The 20,183-nt window shown below is 49.2% G+C and carries 13 protein-coding genes and 2 tRNA genes; 6 read left to right on the top strand and 9 right to left on the bottom strand.

Annotated elements, in window-relative coordinates:
- Positions 1 to 15: 15 nt before the first annotated feature.
- The 3 genes from LX24_RS04565 to LX24_RS04555 all read right to left on the bottom strand — a co-directional run bounded on the left by LX24_RS04565 (position 16) and on the right by LX24_RS04555 (position 6,227).
- Entirely contained in the window at positions 16 to 2,319 is a 2,304-nt protein-coding gene (locus tag LX24_RS04565) for an Ig-like domain-containing protein (protein ID WP_166510965.1), read from the bottom strand.
- Positions 2,320 to 2,525: 206 nt separating this feature from the next.
- A complete protein-coding gene (locus tag LX24_RS04560) occupies positions 2,526 to 5,099 on the bottom strand; it encodes a glycosyltransferase (RefSeq protein WP_166510964.1) in 2,574 nt (857 codons plus the stop codon).
- 21 nt (positions 5,100 to 5,120) lie between these two features.
- Positions 5,121 to 6,227 (bottom strand): glycosyltransferase, encoded by a 1,107-nt coding sequence (locus tag LX24_RS04555; RefSeq protein WP_166510963.1) that lies wholly within the window; start codon positions 6,225 to 6,227, stop codon positions 5,121 to 5,123.
- Between the two features lie 204 nt (positions 6,228 to 6,431).
- Between LX24_RS04555 and LX24_RS04550 the strand changes: the two genes are divergently transcribed.
- Both LX24_RS04550 and LX24_RS04545 read left to right on the top strand, forming a co-directional pair.
- Positions 6,432 to 7,544 (top strand): GNAT family N-acetyltransferase, encoded by a 1,113-nt coding sequence (locus LX24_RS04550; protein WP_166510962.1) that lies wholly within the window; start codon positions 6,432 to 6,434, stop codon positions 7,542 to 7,544.
- On the top strand, positions 7,544 to 8,968 hold the full coding sequence (locus tag LX24_RS04545) for a polysaccharide deacetylase family protein (RefSeq protein ID WP_166510961.1): 1,425 nt from the start codon (positions 7,544 to 7,546) through the stop codon (positions 8,966 to 8,968). The genes LX24_RS04550 and LX24_RS04545 overlap by 1 nt, the downstream gene beginning before the upstream one ends.
- A 265-nt stretch (positions 8,969 to 9,233) precedes the next feature.
- Here the strand turns inward: LX24_RS04545 and LX24_RS04540 are convergent, their stop codons facing one another.
- Positions 9,234 to 10,640, bottom strand: a complete 1,407-nt coding sequence (locus LX24_RS04540) for a polysaccharide biosynthesis protein (protein WP_166510960.1) — start codon at positions 10,638 to 10,640, stop codon at positions 9,234 to 9,236.
- Positions 10,641 to 10,873: 233 nt separating this feature from the next.
- Between LX24_RS04540 and LX24_RS04535 the strand changes: the two genes are divergently transcribed.
- The 4 genes from LX24_RS04535 (at position 10,874) to LX24_RS04520 (ending at position 15,257) form a co-directional block, all read left to right on the top strand.
- Positions 10,874 to 11,887 carry a Gfo/Idh/MocA family protein gene (locus LX24_RS04535; protein WP_166510959.1) on the top strand — a complete coding sequence of 338 codons (1,014 nt, stop codon included), beginning with the start codon at positions 10,874 to 10,876 and terminating at the stop codon, positions 11,885 to 11,887.
- A 36-nt stretch (positions 11,888 to 11,923) separates the two neighbouring features.
- A complete protein-coding gene (locus LX24_RS15100; RefSeq protein WP_207706533.1) occupies positions 11,924 to 12,532 on the top strand; it encodes an acyltransferase in 609 nt (202 codons plus the stop codon).
- 101 nt (positions 12,533 to 12,633) lie between these two features.
- Positions 12,634 to 13,767 carry a DegT/DnrJ/EryC1/StrS family aminotransferase gene (locus LX24_RS04525; RefSeq protein ID WP_166510957.1) on the top strand — a complete coding sequence of 378 codons (1,134 nt, stop codon included), beginning with the start codon at positions 12,634 to 12,636 and terminating at the stop codon, positions 13,765 to 13,767.
- A gap of 218 nt (positions 13,768 to 13,985) precedes the next feature.
- Positions 13,986 to 15,257: a glycosyltransferase family 4 protein gene (locus tag LX24_RS04520; protein WP_166510956.1), complete on the top strand. Its 1,272-nt coding sequence runs from the start codon at positions 13,986 to 13,988 to the stop codon at positions 15,255 to 15,257.
- 203 nt (positions 15,258 to 15,460) lie between these two features.
- On the opposite strand, the gene LX24_RS04515 is transcribed toward LX24_RS04520, so the two are convergent.
- The 5 genes from LX24_RS04515 to dnaB form a co-directional block, all read right to left on the bottom strand.
- Positions 15,461 to 15,536, bottom strand: a tRNA-Glu gene (locus tag LX24_RS04515).
- Between the two features lie 5 nt (positions 15,537 to 15,541).
- Positions 15,542 to 15,617, bottom strand: a tRNA-Lys gene (locus LX24_RS04510).
- 339 nt (positions 15,618 to 15,956) lie between these two features.
- Complete coding sequence (locus tag LX24_RS04505) at positions 15,957 to 17,243, bottom strand: adenylosuccinate synthase (RefSeq protein WP_166510955.1); 1,287 nt, start codon at positions 17,241 to 17,243, stop codon at positions 15,957 to 15,959.
- Positions 17,244 to 17,255: 12 nt separating this feature from the next.
- Positions 17,256 to 18,644, bottom strand: a complete 1,389-nt coding sequence (locus tag LX24_RS04500; protein WP_166510954.1) for an NAD(P)/FAD-dependent oxidoreductase — start codon at positions 18,642 to 18,644, stop codon at positions 17,256 to 17,258.
- A gap of 189 nt (positions 18,645 to 18,833) precedes the next feature.
- A complete protein-coding gene (gene dnaB, locus LX24_RS04495) occupies positions 18,834 to 20,165 on the bottom strand; it encodes a replicative DNA helicase (protein WP_166510953.1) in 1,332 nt (443 codons plus the stop codon).
- Positions 20,166 to 20,183: the final 18 nt, after the last annotated feature.

The raw sequence follows: 20,183 nt of genomic DNA, 5'->3' as shown, positions 1-20,183 counted from the left end.
TTTTGGTGTTAACTTTTATTTAACTGCCGTCAATGTAACATCATCAAAGTGGTGGTAACCATTGTCACCGGGTTCAACGGTCAGGAATACCCTGGCCTTAACTACCGTGCTGGGTACCTTAATGGCCATTTCCCGCATGGACTCCCAGGTCCTGCCGGCATGCTGGTGCTTGAAGGCGTATTCCGTGCTGTGACTGCCGTCACGGTAATAATATACCACCACAATCATGGCTGCTTTTTTGGAATTACCCGCGTGGGTCCGGGCATTCAGCTTATAATTGCCGGGCTTAAGACTGATTTCCTGGAAGAAATCATAGTTGGATGTATTGGTTAAAGCCGGGTTGCCGGCAGAGTCACGGCTGATTTTAGCTGAATTGTTCTTGTTTGACCAACCCTGTAAACCCGCGCTGAAGTCACCGTTTTGGATTAAATTGCCCGCCGGTGCCGGGTTTTCAACCTTGTTCTTTACTTCATATTTAGCCGCCGGTGAAAAGCCCATGTTGCCCGCTGCGTCTGTGGCACGGGCCAATACATAGTAGGTGCCGTCTGCAAGGCCCGATACATCCCAACTCAGTTCCCAATTGCCTTCCGTTGCGCTGCCGCTCTTTAATTCCGCTGTGCCTTTAAACTCGGTCCACGGACCCTTGGCGCTGGGACCGTAACCCAGGACCAGCTTGTCTACTCCGGTGTTATCGCTGGCCGATACCTGGAATACTGCGGTGCCCTTTAGCTGGCTGCCGGTTGCCGGGGCATTTACTTTAACCACGGGACGCTGGGTGTCCTGGGGCGGTTCCGGTTCTTCCGGTTCCGGTTCCGGTACGGCGTTCTTTACTTCATATGCTGCCGCCGGTGAAAAGACCATGTTGCCCGCTGCGTCTGTGGCACGGGCCAATACATAGTAGGTGCCGTCTGCAAGGCCCGATACATCCCAACTCAGTTCCCAATTGCCTTCCGTTGCGCTGCCGCTCTTTAATTCCGCTGTGCCTTTAAACTCGGTCCACGGACCCTTGGCGCTGGGACCGTAACCCAGGACCAGCTTGTCTACTCCGGTGTTATCGCTGGCCGATACCTGGAATACTGCGGTGCCCTTTAGCTGGCTGCCGGTTGCCGGGGCATTTACTTTAACCACGGGACGCTGGGTGTCCTGGGGCGGTTCCGGTTCTTCCGGTTCCGGTTCCCCCGGTCCCGGGCCCGGAGCAGGGTCAACTGGGTCAGGGGTCTCTCCATGGGCATTAAAGTAGTTCAGCATGGCTATTCCGATGAGTTCCATGGGGTAAGTTGAAGTTCTGTTTTTGACTATATTATAGCTAGTATCCAGTAAAGACGGTGCCCAGGGCTCAAACCACAACCAGTGCAAGAATTTGCCGGGTTGGGTACTGGTACCGCTGCCGTTTAACCTTTCGGCAACTGAGCCGTTGCTTCTGGCCAGGGTTTTGGTGGCGGTATTGGCGAATCTTTGCATGTCGTTATTATTAAAAAGACCGCATTTATAGCTAAGGTAAGCAAATTCAGTGCCCAGCGTGGAATGGCTTAAATCCTCTATAACGTTACCGTATGAGGGGTGACCGGGGAAATACTTCCAATAATAGCCGTTGGTAGCCGGGTTTACGGTAAGCTGCTGTTTAAAATAATTGGCTATTTTTGTTCCTCTATCCAGATATGACTTGTCCCCCGTAGCTTCGTAAATGGCCAGCAAAGCACTGCCATATGCTAAGCTCATGTTAAGAGGCCTTTTCAAATACATGGCATTACCATCTTCAATCCAGTTATTATCGCTGTAAATATATCTTGAGTCGCCGGGTTTTTCATGAATGGCCACTGCATCCCTGGCCGCCTGCAAATAAATATTAGCTTTGGCATTGTAGCTGGCCAAAGCGGGATCACTTTTCACCACCGTGGCGAATTGAGCCAGGGGAGTGGCAATCATCCCGGTAGCCATGACGTAATGCATATTTTGTTTTGGGTCAAAATGGTTACTACTCCAGCCCGGCAGTCTTAAACCACGAAAATCGGTCTTACCCACCACGTTATCCCGGCGCGCCAGTACGCTGTCGGCAAAACTGGTAAAACTATTAAGGTATTTCTTGTCACCGGTGGACTGGTACATTAACAGATAAGCGCGCATAACGTAAGAATCGGTGTAACATATTTGATAACCGTCCGGTTTATTGCTGCTGGCTTTCCATTTTGACTGGTTATCCACCTTATCAAACAAATTTTTCAAGGTATCTGCATTGGTTGCAGCATTCACAGCTTGCACCGGTATCAGAAACAACAGTGCAACCACCAACGCGATACAAATTTTTCTCAAACAACTCATTTCCTAGGGTGCCCTCCTTATTTATGTCATCTCGGATGACTAATTTCTACAATTACCTACAAAACCCTTTAAAATTTAGCACCCCAATTTATTCCTATTATCTTTTTTATCACGGCATATAGTAACGTGTCCTGTGTTGTATTGTATAAAAGAAAACCCGAACCTTGACCCAGGCCGGGTTTCTTTATTTAGAAATATTTGTTTATTCATTGCTTGCGATGATTCCCTTCCACCAGTTGATCATATAACTGCCTGTATTCATAAGCAGTTTGCCTCCAGCCAACCCAACCGCTTTTTATTAAATTGCGTCCTTGGCTGCCCATACGTGCGGCGGTGTCACGATCATCCAGCAGTTTAATCAGAGCCTCCGCCGCAGCAGCACTGTTGCGGGGTTCAACCAAAATACCGTTTTTACCGTCCATAACCAGCTCCGTAATCCCCACCGCTTTGGTGGCCACCACGGGCCTGCCGCAGCTCATGGCCTCCTTGAGAACATTGGGCACACCTTCATGGTAGCTCAGCAGAACGCTGATTTCACAGGCTGCATACCACCAGACCAGTTCAGCATGGGGCACCTGTCCCGCAAAGGTCACTTTGGATTGCAACCCCCTGGCTTCAACCAGCGAGTTTAATGACTCCTTATCCTGGCCACTGCCCACCAGAACCAGGCGCGCGGCCGGGTATTTCCTGGCCACCCAGGTAAAGGCATCAATTAGTTCATAAATACCCTTTTGCTGGATAAGCCGTCCAACATAAAGTATAATCCGGTCATTCACCTGAAGCCCCAATTTTATCTTGGCCTGAACCTGGCTGATACCCGAGGTGTCAAACATATTATCATCCACACCTTCGTATATCACCTTGACTTCCCTGGTTTCTCCACTTAGTTTTTCAGCCTGGCGAGCTAATTCTTGCCCCACCGCCACCACTGCATCGGTATTTTGCAGTGTATACCTGGCCTTCTGGGATACACCGGCGGGTTTTTGCCCCACCATATTAACATCGGAACCTATGGCGGTACATACCGAGTATACACCCAGCTTTTCCGCCATCAGTAGACCCACATAACCGGTGGGCACAAGACCGTAGGAATGGATTATTTTATACCGGGCCACCGCATTAAAGGTACTTACCAGCGGCAAAAGGGACCAGTACATGAAGCGCATATTCCATTCGTCATATTTGCCCCCGGGCAGGCAGAGGAAGCGAGGATGATATATTTCCACCCCGTCAATATTTTCCCTCCAGGGTACCCGTCCCATATTGCGCCATTTTTCCTTATACCACAGCACCACCGGGCTGTAGGGCACCGGGGCAATCACCTTTACATTAACCCCGGCAGCCTGCAGGTTTTGGATCATCCTGAAGGCAAAAATGCCGCTATTTATGTTGAATTTATTGGGGAATATCGGGGATAAAAATATCACGTTATCCGGGCTGCCGGAAGGTCGAAAACCCCGTAATATGCCGAACTGGGCCATGATAGAGGGAACCAGCATGCCCAGGTAGAAGAATTTAGCATGATGGTCCATACAAGTTAGGCCGGCCAGAGCCATAAAAAGGGTAAGCATCCTGCAGGCAATCATATCCGCCGGCTTTTCCGTTTGCCCGCCCAGTCGCCACATGGAAACAAACAGGGCCAGCAGCAGTATGAGACCCGGTAACCCCAGTTCCGCAAAGGCGGCCAGGTAAATATTGTGGGGACCTTTGTTCAAACCAACCCCGGAAACCCCTTCCGTGGCCGGGAGGTACCGGGTGTAAGCATAGGGGAAATTATCCAAACCGACCCCGTGTAAAACATTATTTTTACAAATTTCCGCCCCCACCAGCCAGATATCAAAACGACCCGCTGCCCGCTCATCGGAAATTTCGTTGAAGCTCTGGGCGCGCTGGGATATCACCGGCATTTCCTTAACAGCATATGCACCCAGACAGCAGGCTATGATTACGACCGCTATTAAACCAACCAGTACCGTTCTTTTATTTAAAGCTTTGATTAAAAACCTGGCGCCAAGGATATTACCTGCCAGTAAGGTTAAAAACATAGCCAGCCAGGCTCCCCGGGAACCCGACAGTAATATTGCCAAAAGCATAACGGCACAGGCGGAAAGGCAGGCTAGCCGCATTAATTTGTCTTTGGTGGTAAAAGCAAGATAACCACCGAATATCACCCCCAAGCCCAACAGCCTGGCATACAGGTTGGGGTCCTGCAAATTACATATCACCGCCCTGGTGGTGAAATCATGCAGGTAGCCGTTATATATGCCCAGAAGCGCCGCTATAAAGGCACCAAATAGGAAGCTTCCCAGAATGTAATGAACGTCTTTCTTTTTTTCCACCAGGTTATAACCCAGCACCACCATGGCCAGTAATTGCACCAGAGATATCATTCGCCGCATACTCTGCTCTGGTTCGATAGCCCAGGCGGTGGATAAGAAGCTCCAAAAAAGATATAACACCAAAATAAATATAAAGTTATTTAGTTTAAAAAACTTCCTGGCCAGGATTAAATGCATTAACCAGCCCCAAAAGGTAACTATCCCGATTAACTTTATTACAGTAAAGGACGGGAAAATCACAGTTAAATCTTCCAGGGGGATAAAAAAAACCATTACGCAAAAGCCTACCAGCGGGCGCCAAACAATCAATGCAATGAGGGGCAACCCCCAAAGCACCAAAAAGGGCAGCCAGTTACCTGTAAATAGACCATATACCCCCAACAGGAATGCTATGGCCAATAAAAGACCCAGTGGCCAGTACTTATAATAATCCCCTTGCATACCATCCTCACCTTTTTTTCTTTAACCAAGTAATTTTTCATATAAACCAAGCAATTTTTTTTCTTCAGTCAACCAGTTGAATCTCTCCTCAAAGGCTTTGCGTCCGGCCATGGCCATATCTGCACGTATTTGAGGGTTATCTACCAAGTATTTGATTTGCACCGCAATCTCTTTAGGATCCAGCGGGTTGGCCGTTACCCCCGCCTTTACTTCCCCAAGGAGCTTCTTCCAACCGGGAAAATCCGACACCACCATGGGCAGGCCAACAGCCATATATTCAAATATTTTCGTGGCCAGGGATTTTAAGAAGTTATCCACGGGATAGAGCAGGCCTAAACCGATATGGGCATACCGGTAATACTGGTAAACCTGGTCATGGGAAACCAGGCCCGTCATGGTTATATGGTCCTGTAACCCGTAGGTGCGGGCAAGCTCGTTCAGTTTTACCTGTAAACCGGGTTGATTTACCGGCCCCACCAGGTAAAGGTGCGCATTTACCGCTGCACTGCGTAAAATATGCAGTGCCTCCACCATTTCCACGGCCCCCCTGATGGCACTGATATTACCGGCATAAATCAGATTGACCCGCCCGTGAACCTCCACCGGGCGCTCCATGGTGTTGGCTTTGTAAAGGGGATAATTAAGGATCTCCACTTTAGTTGTCTTAACGTTTTTAAAACTCTCCTGGTAACCCGATTCTGCCAGCACAACAGCATTGAAAAACGACGCGCTTTTCTTTTCCACAAAATTAAATACCCTGGAAACTAGCTTTCTGGCCCAACCGGGTATCCATGTTTTATGCAATATGGCATCGGGATAATCCTCATGCACGTCATAAATAACCTTACGACCCAGCAGTCTCAGCACCAGCCCCACGGGAATCAGTTCAGGATCGTGAAAATGATATAAACCGGCCCTGGCCCTTAAAGCCCGCACCAAAAGACGGCACCAATTGAGCGGCCTTGTGTAAAGCCTTTTGCTTTTGGGCAAGCCGAATAATTTAACACCGTTTTTGCGGGCAAATTTAAAATCTCCTATGGCATGTAACTCTACATCGTATTTTTTGGCCAGTGATGCCGCCTGTTTGACCGAAACCCGGACATCGTGACAGGAGTGCAAACAGCTCATAATAAAGACTTTTTTTTCATGCTTTCACCTCTTAACTTTATTGGTTTTTTTTCTTACATATGTAGCCATAATACGCAGCCCCGAACCCGTGAGTTACTGATTAAGCCCCGGATTTTTAAAAAGAATCCGGGGCTTAATTAGTAACAAATATTTAAATTTTACGTATTCTAACAATAAACTTAGAAAAAAATGGGGTTTTTGTCCATGGAAGGTATAAATATCCGATTTATCCAGCCTGAAGATGGCGAAGCCTGTAATGAATTCCACAATAATTTTTATGGAAAAAACCGGACCCTGGCCCAGTGGAATTGGGAGTTTTTACATTCCGGGCTGCCTGATATACCCTTCGTGATAGCGGAAAAAGACCGGAGGGTTTTAGGCACGCTGGCTCAGATTCCCACCCGCATGATTGATGAGGAAGGGGAATTTTTAACCGGTAAATCCGAGGAGGCACTTTTAGATCCGGTTATCCGGGGCACTGGAATCTACCCCGCCCTGTTCGACAAGATTTTTTCTTATATGGAGAGCCAGGGGGTTTTAGTGGTCTGGGGATTTACCCCCGCCATAAAAGCCAATAAAAGGGCGGGTTTTGAAGTCCACACCAGCATCGGCCAATTGTTTTTTCCCTTGCACGGGGATGCCGTTAACGCGCTGCTTAAAAACAATCTCTCATCGCCAATCAAAACCAGGGGCATAAAAATGCTCTGCAGCCTGGCCGGTGTTTTTTCATCCGCCGTTTTATGCTGTTCCGGATGGAGAATTAACAGGTCACTGGCCCGAGATATTCGAATACAAACGTTATCCGCGCCTCCCAGGGAATGCGCGGATTTATGCCGGGCCTTTGTGAGGCAGTGGGGGGGCACAACTGTATTAAGGGACGAGGCATTTTTAAGGTGGCGGATATTTGAAAACCCCCACCTCCGGGCCACGTTTCGGGCAGCTTACTTGAACAACCGGCTACTGGGGTGGGTGGCTTATGCCCTGGACGATAATTCGGTGGGGCATATTGTGGATATAATAGCTGCTTCAAAACAGCTTCATCCGAAAAATATAGAAACCGTCGTGGCGGCTTTATTAATAGACGCGGTAGTGAAACTGCGCAAAACAGGTGCCCTGGGGGTCAGGGCCTGGAAAGTAAACAACCATCCCTTTGATAACCTGGTAGCCCGGGCGGCCCGTAAAGTGGGGTTTTATTATATCCCCCGCGGCGAGTGGATGGTGCTCCATTACTTACAGGGCGCCGCTGCCCGTCCCTCATTACAATCACTGGACAACTGGTACATTAACAGAATTTATACCGAAGGGGTGTTGGGATAATGGGGGCAAGCAACAGGGTGATGAAACCCGGCGAGGTAAACTACTTGTGGCGGCAAATACTGCAGCACACGGAACGTTTTTTTACCCGGGAAGCCCTTGACATGCTGCAAACAGCAGATATTCGTTTTCTATCCTATACCGAAGCCATCCGGATAAGGGAACCTGTCATTGCCATAACAATTGATATAAATAATTCAGTCCGTCCTAAAGCTCCGTATAAGGTGCCCTTTAACGGTACGGAACTGACCCTCTGGAACCCGCTACCCCCTCCCCCGGGAGACGGTTGGTCCAACCTGCCCTGTACTGCAACCCCTCTGTGGTACCGGCATGAACAGGGCACCCTTATTCCCGCCTGGCATATCTTTGCCAACCTGTTTGATTTGTTAACCCTGCGGGAGGAAAGGGAAAGCCCCCGGCGGGATGCCCACGGCCGGTTCACCGGGTCCATGAGCCCCAGGCGGGAGGACAATTTGTTGGAGGTACCGGCCTTTAACGAAGGGGTGGCGGTGCTGGTGGCCGCCTGCCGGGGTCTCTTAAAAGAAAACTATCCCGGGTTTGATTTAAAGGGTTTGGTACAGCCCCCGGTGGTTGTTCTATCCCATGATAATGATATTTTGCGGGGCAACGATGTGTGGACCCAAGCGGTGCGCTTTTTAAGGATTTTCCAACCTTTACTGAAATTTAAGCCTCCCCGCCTGGCCAATTTTTGGTGGATACTGCGCAATACAATGTATCCCAAAGCTTATTATTTAGAAAACCTGGCCGGGATGGTGGACGTGGAGAGGATGTTTGGCTACACTTCATCTTTTTATTTCCTAAACGGTACCGGGGGCCGTTTAGGTGCCAGAAGCGGCTCAGCCATCATACCCGAAGCAATAAGGCAAATCCCGCCTGAGTGGCCGGTGGGTATACACTATAACTACGACACTTTGCTTAACGCTGACCGGTTTAACAGCCAGTTGACTGAATTATGCCGCTATGTGGGTAGGCCCATTATATCCGGCAGGGCGCATTACCTGCGTTTTGACCCCGAAAAGTCCTTTTCCTTCCTGGCATCCATGGGAATACAATGTGATGAAAGCCTTGGTTATTCCGATTATGTGGGCTACCGTTGCGGCATCGCCGGGCCGTTTCAACCATACGACCACACCTCGGGCCAGGCCCTGCCCCTGTGGGAAGTGCCTTTGACCATGATTGAAAACACGCTGCTGGGCCAATATCCCCGGGACCCGGCGAAGGCTTTTCATAACATGCTATACCATATCAGCCGCATTGGCGGAGCCATCAGCCTGTTGATTCATCCCGGCCTGTTCTTCAATCCCGAGTTTCCCGAAACCAGGGGACTCTACCGCCGCCTGCTGCGGGTGGCCTGTCAACTGGAGGCCCGGGGGGAAGCCGCTGTTAATTTGCTGCCGCCAAAGTGAAAGATGTGTAACGGAAATAATATTAGCATGCGGGGGCAGTTATACTACCCCGCATACCTGCCCCTTACTGTAGAAAGCGCAACCGTCTAAGTTTTGTTCAGCGGATACGCGGCTAAACAGGTGATCAAAACCGTTGTGGATATAATCCATTTGTGGGCAAAGTGTACCTGTTGAAGCAAAAAACCGCCGCCGGGCGGTTTTACCATTTACAAAGGATTTTATTTGAAAAACTCCTTATTTCACTGCAATGTTCATCTTATATCCCTCACCCCAAATACGGCCGCAGCAAACTCCGAATATCCTCCTCCGCATAGGAAAAACCCGGTTTTTCCAGCGTGGCCAACAACTCTTTAACCCGGGCGAAGTTATCCACAGAGCTGTAAACCGCAAATATCTTTTTATGCGGGGTAGTCTTTACTTGCTCATCATCCCCCACCAGTACTTCGGTGATCTTTTCTCCCGGCCTGATACCGGTATATTCAATGGCAATTTCCTTTTCGGGCTCCAGCCCTTTCAGCTTAATCAGTTTATAGGCTAAATCCTTAATGCACACGGGCTCCCCCATGTCCAAAACAAATACTTCTCCTCCCCGGGCGATGGCTCCCGCCTGGATAACCAGCCAGGCGGCCTCGCTCACCGTCATGAAGTAACGCATCATTTGCGGGTGGGTAATGGTAACCGGCCCGCCCCGGGCGATTTGCTTTTCAAACAAAGGAATGACGCTCCCCCTGCTACCCAGTATGTTACCGAAGCGAACAGCGGAAAATTTAGTTTGGCTTTCCCTGTTCATCATAAGCACAATGGCTTCGGCTATCCTTTTGGTTACACCCATGATACTGGTGGGCTTCACAGCTTTGTCGGTGGATATTAACACAAATTTATCACAGTTAAACTCGTGGGCCACTTCACACATCACCTTGGTACCCAAAATATTATTCTTTACAGCCTCCTCGGGTATTCTTTCCATGTAGGGTACATGTTTGTGCGCGGCGGCATGGAAGACCACCCCGGGTTTGTATTTTTGAAAAAGCCTGGTTATCCTGCCACGGTCTCTGATATCGGCTATCTCGGTGGCTATATCCACCCCGGAGCAATTCATTGTTAACTTTCTTTCCACTTCATAAATACTGTTCTCTCCCCGCCCCATTAATACCAGTTGCCCGGGATTGCTGTTGGCTATATTCATGCTCAATTCCGTACCCACCGAGCCTCCCGCCCCGGTTACCAATACCACCTGGTCCTTTAAATAATTGTTTATACTGTTCAAATCAAGGGATAAAGGTTTACGGCCCAGCAAGTCCTCCAGTTGCACTTCCCTTATGGAAATAGGGTTTAGGCAACCTGTTTTTAAATCATAGGTACCGGGTAATATTTTAATTTTAACTCCGGATAACCCTTTACAAATCCGAACAATGTCGCTGACCGCATCGGGAGGCGCTGAAGGCAGGGCAATGACTATTTCGTTCACCTTGTGCCTGTCAGCTATACGCGGAATATCAAAACGATTGCCTAGAACAGGTAAACCGCACACTTTTAAGTTCAGTTTATTTCGATCATCATCAATAAAGCCAATAATCACCGGTCCTTTCCCTGAACTGCTGATGGATTGAACAGCCAGGCTACCGGCTAACCCCGCACCCACTATCAATACCCTACTTTGCCTGTCCTCCACTGTATAACCCCTCTTTTTATACCATGTAAGGTAGTGTTTTATTTTCTATGATATGGAAAAAGGTCGAATATGGTGATTAAAAAACCGCCGGGCTATCAAATATAGCCAATACCAAAATAGTTATCTTAATCGCCCGCCTCACCATTTAATGATTGTTTCAAGTAACCATATGATAATTAATCGCGTACTGTGTAGGAATAATTAAAAATTTTACCAGAGCAGGAGGGGAAATTTTGCTGGATCGTAAACCAGCCGGGGTGGTTAAGTATGGCATCATCGGCTGTGGAGCAATAACCAAACGTTATATCGACGTGTTTGAGAATTTAAAAATTGCCTGCGTTGCCGCAGTGGCCGACAGCGATGGGGCAAAATCAAAAGCCATGGCCCAGTGCTTTAATTGCCTGGCCTATGATGATTATCATGAACTTTTGACCAACCGGGACATTGACGTAGTTATTATTGCTACGCCAAGCGGTCTGCATGCCCAAATGGCCCTTGACAGCCTCGGGGCGGGTAAACATACCGTGGTGGAAAAACCAATGGCCATGACACCGGAGCAGGCCGGTGCTATGATCAACGCGGCCCGAAGGGCCGGGCGCATTTTAACGACGGTATTAAACAATCGTTTTTTGCCGGCCAGTACTTTCTTAAAAAATACGGTGGATCAGGGAATTATGGGACGAATGTTATTCGGCAGCGCCTGCGTGCACTGGTACCGGCCGCAAAGATACTATAACGAAGCAGCCTGGCGGGGAACCAAGTTAATGGATGGCGGGGTATTGTTGAACCAGGCTATCCATCACCTTGACCTTTTACTATACTACCTGGGCGACGTTAAACAATTACAGGCTTACCGCGCCACGCTGGCCCACGACATAGAAGTAGAAGATACCGCCGTGGCCATAGTTGAATTTACCAGCGGGGCCATCGGTACCATCAACGCCACCACCTGCGCCTATCCCCGAAACCTGGAGGAAACTGTAACGGTGATCGGTGAAAAGGGCAGCGTTATTCTGGGCGGCCCCAAACTTAACGGTTTTCGTGCCTGGCGGGTTGACGGTGTTTCGGAACCCGAAGTCAAAGAAGTACCCAAATGGTACGGTCATTATAAGGTTATCGAAGATGTAACCCTGGCCATTATGGAAAAAAGAGAGCCCTTGATTAAATGCGAGGACGGTAAAAAGGCCCTTGATTTGATATGGAGCATTATGAGCAACTCCAAAATTAAATTGAACCATAACCCATAAATGCAGTTATGTTTTCTATGCGAGGAGCGAAGAGAAGTGTCCGGCGAATACAAAATTTATTCCAACGTTAAAATTGGCAGTAACGTTCAAATCGGTGCCTATGTAATTATTGGCCTGCCGCCAAAGGGCCGGGCCGACGGTGAACTGGAAACAATAATTGGCGATAATGCCGTTATACGTTCCCATACCGTGATTTATGCCGGCAATAAAATAGGTTCCGGTTTTCAAACCGGTCATAACGTAATGATCCGGGAAGAGAACGTAATTGGCAACCAGGTAAGCATCGGCACCGGCAGTGTAATTGAACATCATATTGTAATAAACGACAATGTGCACATTCATTCCCAGGCTTTCATACCCGAGTTCAGTATCCTTGAGGACGGTGCCTGGATAGGCCCCAACGTAGTTGTCACCAATGCCCGGTACCCGCTGGCGCCGGGGGTTAAAAACAGCTTAAAGGGCGCCCATATCAAACAAAATGCCAAGGTGGGAGCAAACAGTACATTACTGCCCGGCGTAGTCCTTGGTGAGCACTGCCTGGTTGGGGCCGGGTCAGTGGTAACCAAGGACGTGCCCGCCATGGGTGTGGTGGCCGGTAACCCGGCTAAAATAATCAATTACTTGAACAACCTGCCTTATAAATAAAACACGGCTGAACTTTAAATTGCACCATTACCGCCACTCATCCCCCACCTTGTAGAGGGTGGAGGTCTTTAAGGCGAGAAAAAATAAAAAGGAGCTGCGCTATGCAAAAAATCCCCTTTATGAATCTTCCCGCCCAGTACGCTAAAATAAAACCCGAAATCCAGCAGGCCATCAATGGTGTATTAGATTCCGCAAGTTTTATTATGGGGCCGGAAGTGCAACTGTTTGAGCAGGAATTCGCTTCCTTCTGCCGGGCCAGGTATTGTGTAGGCGTCAGCAACGGTACCGATGCCCTGATCCTGGCCCTTGAAGCAGTGGGGGTTGGCCCCGGGGACCTGGTGATTACCGTGCCCAATACCTTCATCGCCACCACCGAAGCCATCACCCGGGTGGGGGCCAAACCCGTTTTCGTCGATATAAACCCGGATACATTATTAATCGACCCCCACCGGCTGGAGGACAGAATTAAGGAACTTGTGGGAAAGAATTTACCGGTCAAGGCAGTGATAGCTGTCCATCTCTACGGCCAGCCCTGTCCTATGGATGATATCAATGAAATAGCCGGCAGATACGGGTTAAAGGTTATTGAGGATGCCGCCCAGGCCCACGGGGCCGAGTTTAAGGGTCAAGCAGTCGGTACGCTGGCCGACGCCGCCTGCTTCAGCTTTTACCCGGGAAAAAACCTCGGCGCCTACGGTGATGCCGGGGCGGTGGTAACCAACAACCAGCAGGTGGCCCAGCGTATCGCCATGCTTAGAAATCACGGGCGTACCCAGAAATATGAACATTTAATGGAGGGATATAACTGCCGCCTCGACAGCATACAGGCCGCAGTACTACGGGTCAAACTGAAATATCTAGACCGGTGGACGGAGCAACGGATTGTAAATGCCCGGCATTACGGGGAAGGTTTGGCGGGCCTGTCATCCATTAAACTACCGGCCGTGGCACAAGGGGTAAAACACGTTTATCACCTGTATGTAGTCCGGGTCAAACAAAGGGAGGCATTGCAAAAATATCTTAAAGAAGCAGGCATATCAACAGGAGTGCACTATCCCATACCGTTACACCTTCAACCGGCATACCGGTATCTCGGTTACCGGCCAGGGGATTTCCCCGTTGCCGAGGAGGCCAGCCGTGAAATATTAAGCCTGCCCATGGATGCGGAAATTTCCCGGGACCAAATTGACTACATCAGCCAGTGCGTCAAAAAATGGTTATCCAGGAATGACTAAGTGCACCCGTTATCATTAACACCCTGGTGCCGGGTGTTGAAAGTCTAAAAGAAATTCTTTCATGGCGTTTCGTGCCCCGGCAAGGCATGCATATAAGGTTGTTTGACTTTCAACCGGTAGGCACCCGGCACCATCAATATAAGACGTCAACATCAAAATCGACTCGCAGTTGGTGGCTGTTGGTTAGTTACGGTATTAAAAATACGGGAGAGAGCGTTATGCCCAGACTTTGGATATTGAATCATTACGCGGTGGGACCCAATGAAAGCGGTGGCACCAGGCATCTGGATTTGGCCGGTGAACTGGTGCAATTGGGCTGGGAGGTGGCTATATTTGCCGCTTCCTTTAATCACCAAACCCATAGCGAAGCCCACTTGGCACCAGGTGAAACAATCAAGGAGGAGTACCATAACGGTGTGCGCTTTGTTTGGCTGAAAACCGCAGCCTACCAGGACAATGGCCGGGACAGGGTGCTGAACATGCTTGAATACACCAGAAGGGTGATGCAGGTGGCCTGGAACCGGGAAAAACCTGATATGATCATTGGCTCCTCGGTGCACCTCCTGGCCGTGCTGGCCGCTTACTGGCTGGCCAGACATCACCGCTGCCCCTTTTTTTTCGAGGTACGCGATCTCTGGCCCCAGGTGCTTATTGACATCGGTAAGATTTCGGAACGTCACCCCGTAATCAGGTTGTTAAGAAAGCTGGAAGTTTTTCTTTATCGCAAAGCCGACGGGATCATTATACTTTTACCCGGAGCCGGTGAGTATATAACCCGGTTTGGTATCCCCGGGGAAAAAATATTCTACTTACCTAATGGAGTCAATTTAAGCCGTTACAATACTGATACCCCACCCTTAGGGGATGAACTGGAAAAAATATTGGCCGGCTTATCGGGAAAATTCATTGCGGTATATACAGGAACTCACGGTATAGCCAATGGATTGGATACTATACTGGATGCCGCAGGTGTGCTAAAAAGGCAGGGTGACACGCGGGTACACTTTTTACTGGTGGGCAACGGTCCTGAAAAACCACGGCTGCAGGATAGAGCCGCCCGGGAACACCTGGACAATGTCACCTTTGTTGACCCGGTGGCTAAAGAGTATGTGCCATCTTTGTTAAAAAGGGTTAATACCGGGCTGCATTCCTTTCAGGATTCCCCTGTGTTTCAGTGGGGGGTCAGCCCCAACAAAATATTTGATTATATGGCTGCCGGTCTGCCTGTTATTTTTCTATGTGACCGGGCCGGCGGTAATCCCGTTGATTTAAGCGGCGGGGGTGTTGTTCTACCGGGAGGTAATGTGGAAGCCCTGGTGCAGGCCTTGCTGGAAATGGTGCAGCACCCCGACCGGGCCGCCCAAATGGGTAAAAAAGCACGGCAATATGTAGAAGCCGAGCATGCCTCGACAGTGCTGGGGCGGCGACTGGCAGCGTTTTTACAGCGAGAAAATCAAACCACGGCACCCGCAATATACAACGAAAGGTAGTTACCACCTACACCTTTCGTTGGAGCGGAGAAATTCGCCGCTTATTATCCGCCTCGTTCTCATCAACAAACCCGCAGGTCACACCTTCCCTGCAATACCTCCTCTGTAAGGAGTATGTCCCGCATATAACCTCACAGCCCGCATAAGCTTTCCTTAAATAGTAAAAAAACCACCTTTCCGGTAATGGAAAGGTGGTTTGGCTTTGGTGACCCCACCGGGATTCGAACCCGGGTTACCGCCGTGAAAGGGCGGTGTCTTAGGCCTCTTGACCATGGGGCCGTTTTTGGTGAGCCATCCGCGACTCGAACGCGGGACACCCTGATTAAAAGTCAGGTGCTCTACCGGCTGAGCTAATGGCTCACTGACGTCTTACAGTTGTATAGTTTACAGTAAATTAATCAAAGTGTCAACAATTTTTATTATGACAAGATAGAGTTTTTTTGCTAAGCGAGGGAACTATTACGTCGTTCCTATTATAAATATTATTACATTTGGTGCCGGGTGTTGAAAGTCGTAAAAGAAAATCTTTCATGACGTTTTGTGCCCTGGAAAGGTATGAATATAATGTTGAAAGTCAAGGGCTTTCAACCGGTGGACACCCGGCACCAGCTTCACACAAAATATTTCATTCCTTCCAACTAATATACCCTGTAAAGTCATATGTTTTATTTCTACAGGTTTATGGTTTAATAATAATAACTAAAAAATCTCCTTTAACACCAGTGTTTGATCCCTACCCGGACCCACGCCCACAATGGCCACTGGTACACCGGACAGTTCCTCCAGGTGCTTAAGATAATCCCTGGCTGCCCGGGGTAAATCATTGTAATCGGTAACACTGGATATATCCTCCTGCCAGCCCGGAAACTCCCGGTATACCGGCTCGCACTGGGCCAGCATTTTTAAACTGGCCGGGAAATCATTGATAATTTCACCTTTATAGCGGTAACCCGTGCATATCTTCAGTGTTTCAAGACCGGTCAGAACATCCAGTTTAGTAACGGCCAGGTAGGTCAGGCCATTGATCCTGGCTGCATAACGGGCTATGACCGCATCATACCATCCACAACGGCGCGGGCGGCCGGTGGTGGTACCAAATTCACAGCCCCTCTCCCTGATTAAATCACCCAAATCGTCATGTAATTCAGTGGGGAATGGGCCTTCACCCACCCGGGTAATGTAAGCCTTGGCCACGCCAACCACAGTCTTAATTTTGGTCGGTCCAAGCCCCGCACCGAGGCACGCTGCAGCGGCAATGGGGTGACTGGATGTGACGTAGGGATAGGTGCCATGGTCGAGATCCAGTAAAGTACCCTGGGCACCCTCAAATAAAACCTTGTCTCCCCGGTCAATGGCGTCATTGACCAGTACCGATACATCCGCCACATAATCTCTCAACCGGTCGGCATACCCGGAATACTGTTCCAGCACTTGCTGGTAATCAAAGCTCTCCCCGGCTCCATAGAGGCGAGATAAGATATTGTTTTTTGACTCCAGCGTATAACGCAGCTTTTCCGCCAGCTCCTCCGGGTCAATCAACTCCGTCATGCGCAGGCCCACCCGGGAAGCTTTATCTGTATAAGTCGGACCGATGCCCCGGCATGTGGTACCGATTTTACGACTACCTTTACTTTCCTCTTCTACCATGTCTATGCTCTTATGGTAAGGAAAAATCACATGGGCCCGGGGGCTGATCCTTAAGTTGGCAGTGCTGACACCCTGTTTTTCCAGGGTATCCAACTCGGAAAGCAGTACACCGGGATCAATCACCACCCCGTTGCCAATCAGACATTGTTTGTCTGCATATAAAATACCCGAAGGGATTAAATGCAGTTTATATGTCTGACCGTCCGCCACCACGGTATGCCCGGCATTGTTTCCACCTTGGTAACGTACTATCATTTGTGCCTGCCGGGCCAAAAAATCAGTAACCTTACCTTTACCCTCGTCTCCCCATTGCGCACCAACCAATACCACCGTAGACATTCGGTATCCCCCTTATATTCTGCTAAGAATTTCCCTGGCAGCCACAATACCCGCCACCGAAGCCTGAGCCAGACCCCTGGTGACACCGGCACCGTCGCCCACCGCAAACAAGTTTTTAATCCGCGTTTCCAGGCCATTGGTCAAGGCCAACCGGGAAGAGTAAAACTTGACTTCCACGCCATATAGCAGTGTATAGCGGGAATAAACACCGGGAGCAATAGCATCCAGCGCTTTAAGCATCTCAACAATGGCTACCAGGTGCCGGTATGGAAATACCAGGCTGAGATCACCCGGCGTAGCCTCTTTGAGAGTGGGTGTTACCAGGCATTTTTGCATGCGATCCACCGTGGACCGGTGCCCGTCCAGTAAATCACCCAAACGCTGAACAATTACACCGCCACCAAGCAAGTTAGCCAGGCTGGCCACATATTTGCCATAGGCAATGGGTTCCCGGAATGGTTCTGTAAAAGTTTTGCTGACCAATACGGCAAAGTTAGTGTTATCCGTTTTATTAAAGGCATGGCTGTGCCCGTTAACCGTCACCAACCCGTCATTGTTTTCCATAACCACTTCCCCGTGCGGGTTCATGCAAAAGGTACGCACCCGGTCATCAAAGGCCCGGGAATAATATATTAGTTTAGATTCATAGAACACCCTGGTTAAAGGCTCCATAACAGCCGCAGGTACTTCCACCCGCACCCCTATGTCAACCGGGTTGACTCCGGTTTGCAGTTCCAACCGGAAAGCTTCCCGGGCCAGCCACTCGGCCCCTTCCCGCCCCGGTGCCAGTATCACGTGATCACCGGTAATCTCTTCACCGCCGACAGTACGAACACCCTTAACCCGGTTCCCGTCGGTAATAATTTGGTCCACCATCGTCCGGGTACGTACTTCAATACCCTTATCAACAAGATGCATATACATATGCTGTAAAATTTCCTGGCAACGCCCGGTGCCCAAATGACGTATAGCCACTGGAATTAATTTTAAATCAGCCATGGTAGCCCGGCGCTGAAATTCATGTATCTCGTCCTGGTGTTCCAAGCCGTAAACCTGCTGGGGAGCACCAAATTCGAGATATATCCGGTCGATTTCTTTAATCATTTCGTTTAGTTTTTCCACACCCAGGTATTGCTCCAGACTACCACCTATCTCTGATGAAAGGGTCAGCTTGCCGTCACTGAAGGCACCGGCACCACCCCAACCACATACTGTGGAACAGGGATGACAATTAAAGCAACTGCCACCCTTTTCCCGGGAGGGACAATTGCGCTGATCGATATCACGGCCCTTCTCTAATATCAATATCCGCAAGTCCTTCCTTTTCCCGGATAATTCCAAAGCAGCAAAAATTCCGGCTGGACCGGCACCCACAATAATTACGTCATAATGCTGCGTCATTGGGCAAACCCCCTGTTTTTCCTTTAAATATTTTGCACACCCAAACACAAAAATAACCCAAACGGGTGCTGTGTTTGAGTCAATTAATTACGATATTTAGGGCATCTGTATATTGTTACATATTAACTTGTGCACAACAATAAAATATTATCAAATAGGAATTTTTCTGTCAAGGTTGATTATGAACGCTCATTCACCGTCATTGCGCCGGGATAAGGTCATAAACTTGGTATACTCCTTCAAAAAAGCCAGTTCCACCACTCCAGTGGGACCGTTTCTTTGCTTGGCTACAATTATATCGGCAATGCCTATTTTTTCAGTATCGGGATTATAATATTCATCCCGGTATATAAACATAACCACATCGGCATCCTGTTCAAGACTGCCACTTTCACGCAAGTCGGACATAATAGGTTTTTTGTCCTGGCGTTGTTCCACGGAACGGCTTAACTGGGCCAGCGCCAGAACCGGCACACCCAGTTCTTTGGCCAGAGCTTTTAATGAACGGGAGATATTGGCAATCTCCTGCTGCCTGTTTTCGCTACGACCGCTACCCTGCATTAACTGCAGGTAGTCTATCACAATTAAGCCCAGCCCTTTTTCCATGTGCAGGCGCCGGGCTTTAGACCTGAGCTGGCGCACCGTAAGGACGCCCGAGTCATCGATAAAAATGGGCAATCTGGCCAATTCACTGGCCTTTTGGGTAAGCTTGCCCCAGTCCTGGTCACCAATAAAGCCGGTGCGTATTTTATGCTGGTCCACCATGGCTTCAGCACAAAGCATCCGCTGCACCAGTTGTTCCTTGGACATTTCCATGCTAAAAATAGCCACGGGTTTATTAATTTTTTGCGCTGCATGATAGGCAATACATAAACCAAAACTGGTTTTGCCCATGGAGGGACGCCCCGCAACAATTACCAAATCCCCGGGCTGTAAGCCCTGGCAGAGACGATCAAGATCTATAAAACCGGTGGGTACCCCGTTTATTTCCCCTTTGTGTTTATAAAGGTGTTCCATGTGCTTAAAGGCATCCACCAGTATATCTTTAATTTCGGTAAACAATGCCGAAGTACGCCGTGAACCCAATTCCAGCAGCATTCTTTCGGCTTCTTCCATCAACCTTTCCGCATCTTCACTACCCTCGTAACCCATGCCGGCAATGCGGGTGGCCAGGTTGATTAAATTACGTAATAGCGCTTTCTCCTCCACAATGCGAGCGTAATACTCGGCATTGGCGGCGGTGGGGGCAATATTACTGAGGGTGGCTACATAGGTAGCCCCACCCACCTTTTCCAGTGTACCTTTGCGCCGGAGTTGGTCCGTTACCGTTACCAGGTCAACGGCCTGGCCGTTCTCCTCCAAATCCAGGATAGTTTTATAGATAACCTTGTGGGCCTCCATATAGAAATCTTCCGGTTGGAGAAAGCGCGTTACGATGGCAATGGCATTGTTATCCAAAAACAGCGCGCCTAAAACAGACTGTTCGGCGTCTATATTGTGGGGAGGGACTTTATCCCACATAAACATCATCACCTGCTA

The sequence above is a fragment of the Desulfallas thermosapovorans DSM 6562 genome, from assembly GCF_008124625.1.
Lineage (GTDB): Bacteria > Bacillota > Desulfotomaculia > Desulfotomaculales > Desulfallaceae > Sporotomaculum > Sporotomaculum thermosapovorans.
The sequence above is the reverse complement of the archived record's forward strand: the minus strand, read 5'-3'. Positions and strand labels throughout refer to the sequence as shown.

What these genes read in the sequence shown, in the direction of transcription:
- LX24_RS04550 (WP_166510962.1), top strand. Translation starts at nt 6,432, where the DNA reads ATGGAAGGTATAAATATCCGATTTATCCAGCCTGAAGATGGCGAAGCC.
- dnaB (WP_166510953.1), bottom strand. Translation starts at nt 20,165, where the DNA reads ATGTGGGATAAAGTCCCTCCCCACAATATAGACGCCGAACAGTCTGTT.
- LX24_RS04525 (WP_166510957.1), top strand. Translation starts at nt 12,634, where the DNA reads ATGCAAAAAATCCCCTTTATGAATCTTCCCGCCCAGTACGCTAAAATA.
- LX24_RS04505 (WP_166510955.1), bottom strand. Translation starts at nt 17,243, where the DNA reads ATGTCTACGGTGGTATTGGTTGGTGCGCAATGGGGAGACGAGGGTAAA.
- LX24_RS04500 (WP_166510954.1), bottom strand. Translation starts at nt 18,644, where the DNA reads ATGACGCAGCATTATGACGTAATTATTGTGGGTGCCGGTCCAGCCGGA.
- LX24_RS04520 (WP_166510956.1), top strand. Translation starts at nt 13,986, where the DNA reads ATGCCCAGACTTTGGATATTGAATCATTACGCGGTGGGACCCAATGAA.
- LX24_RS04560 (WP_166510964.1), bottom strand. Translation starts at nt 5,099, where the DNA reads ATGCAAGGGGATTATTATAAGTACTGGCCACTGGGTCTTTTATTGGCC.
- LX24_RS04555 (WP_166510963.1), bottom strand. Translation starts at nt 6,227, where the DNA reads ATGAGCTGTTTGCACTCCTGTCACGATGTCCGGGTTTCGGTCAAACAG.
- LX24_RS04565 (WP_166510965.1), bottom strand. Translation starts at nt 2,319, where the DNA reads ATGAGTTGTTTGAGAAAAATTTGTATCGCGTTGGTGGTTGCACTGTTG.
- LX24_RS04545 (WP_166510961.1), top strand. Translation starts at nt 7,544, where the DNA reads ATGGGGGCAAGCAACAGGGTGATGAAACCCGGCGAGGTAAACTACTTG.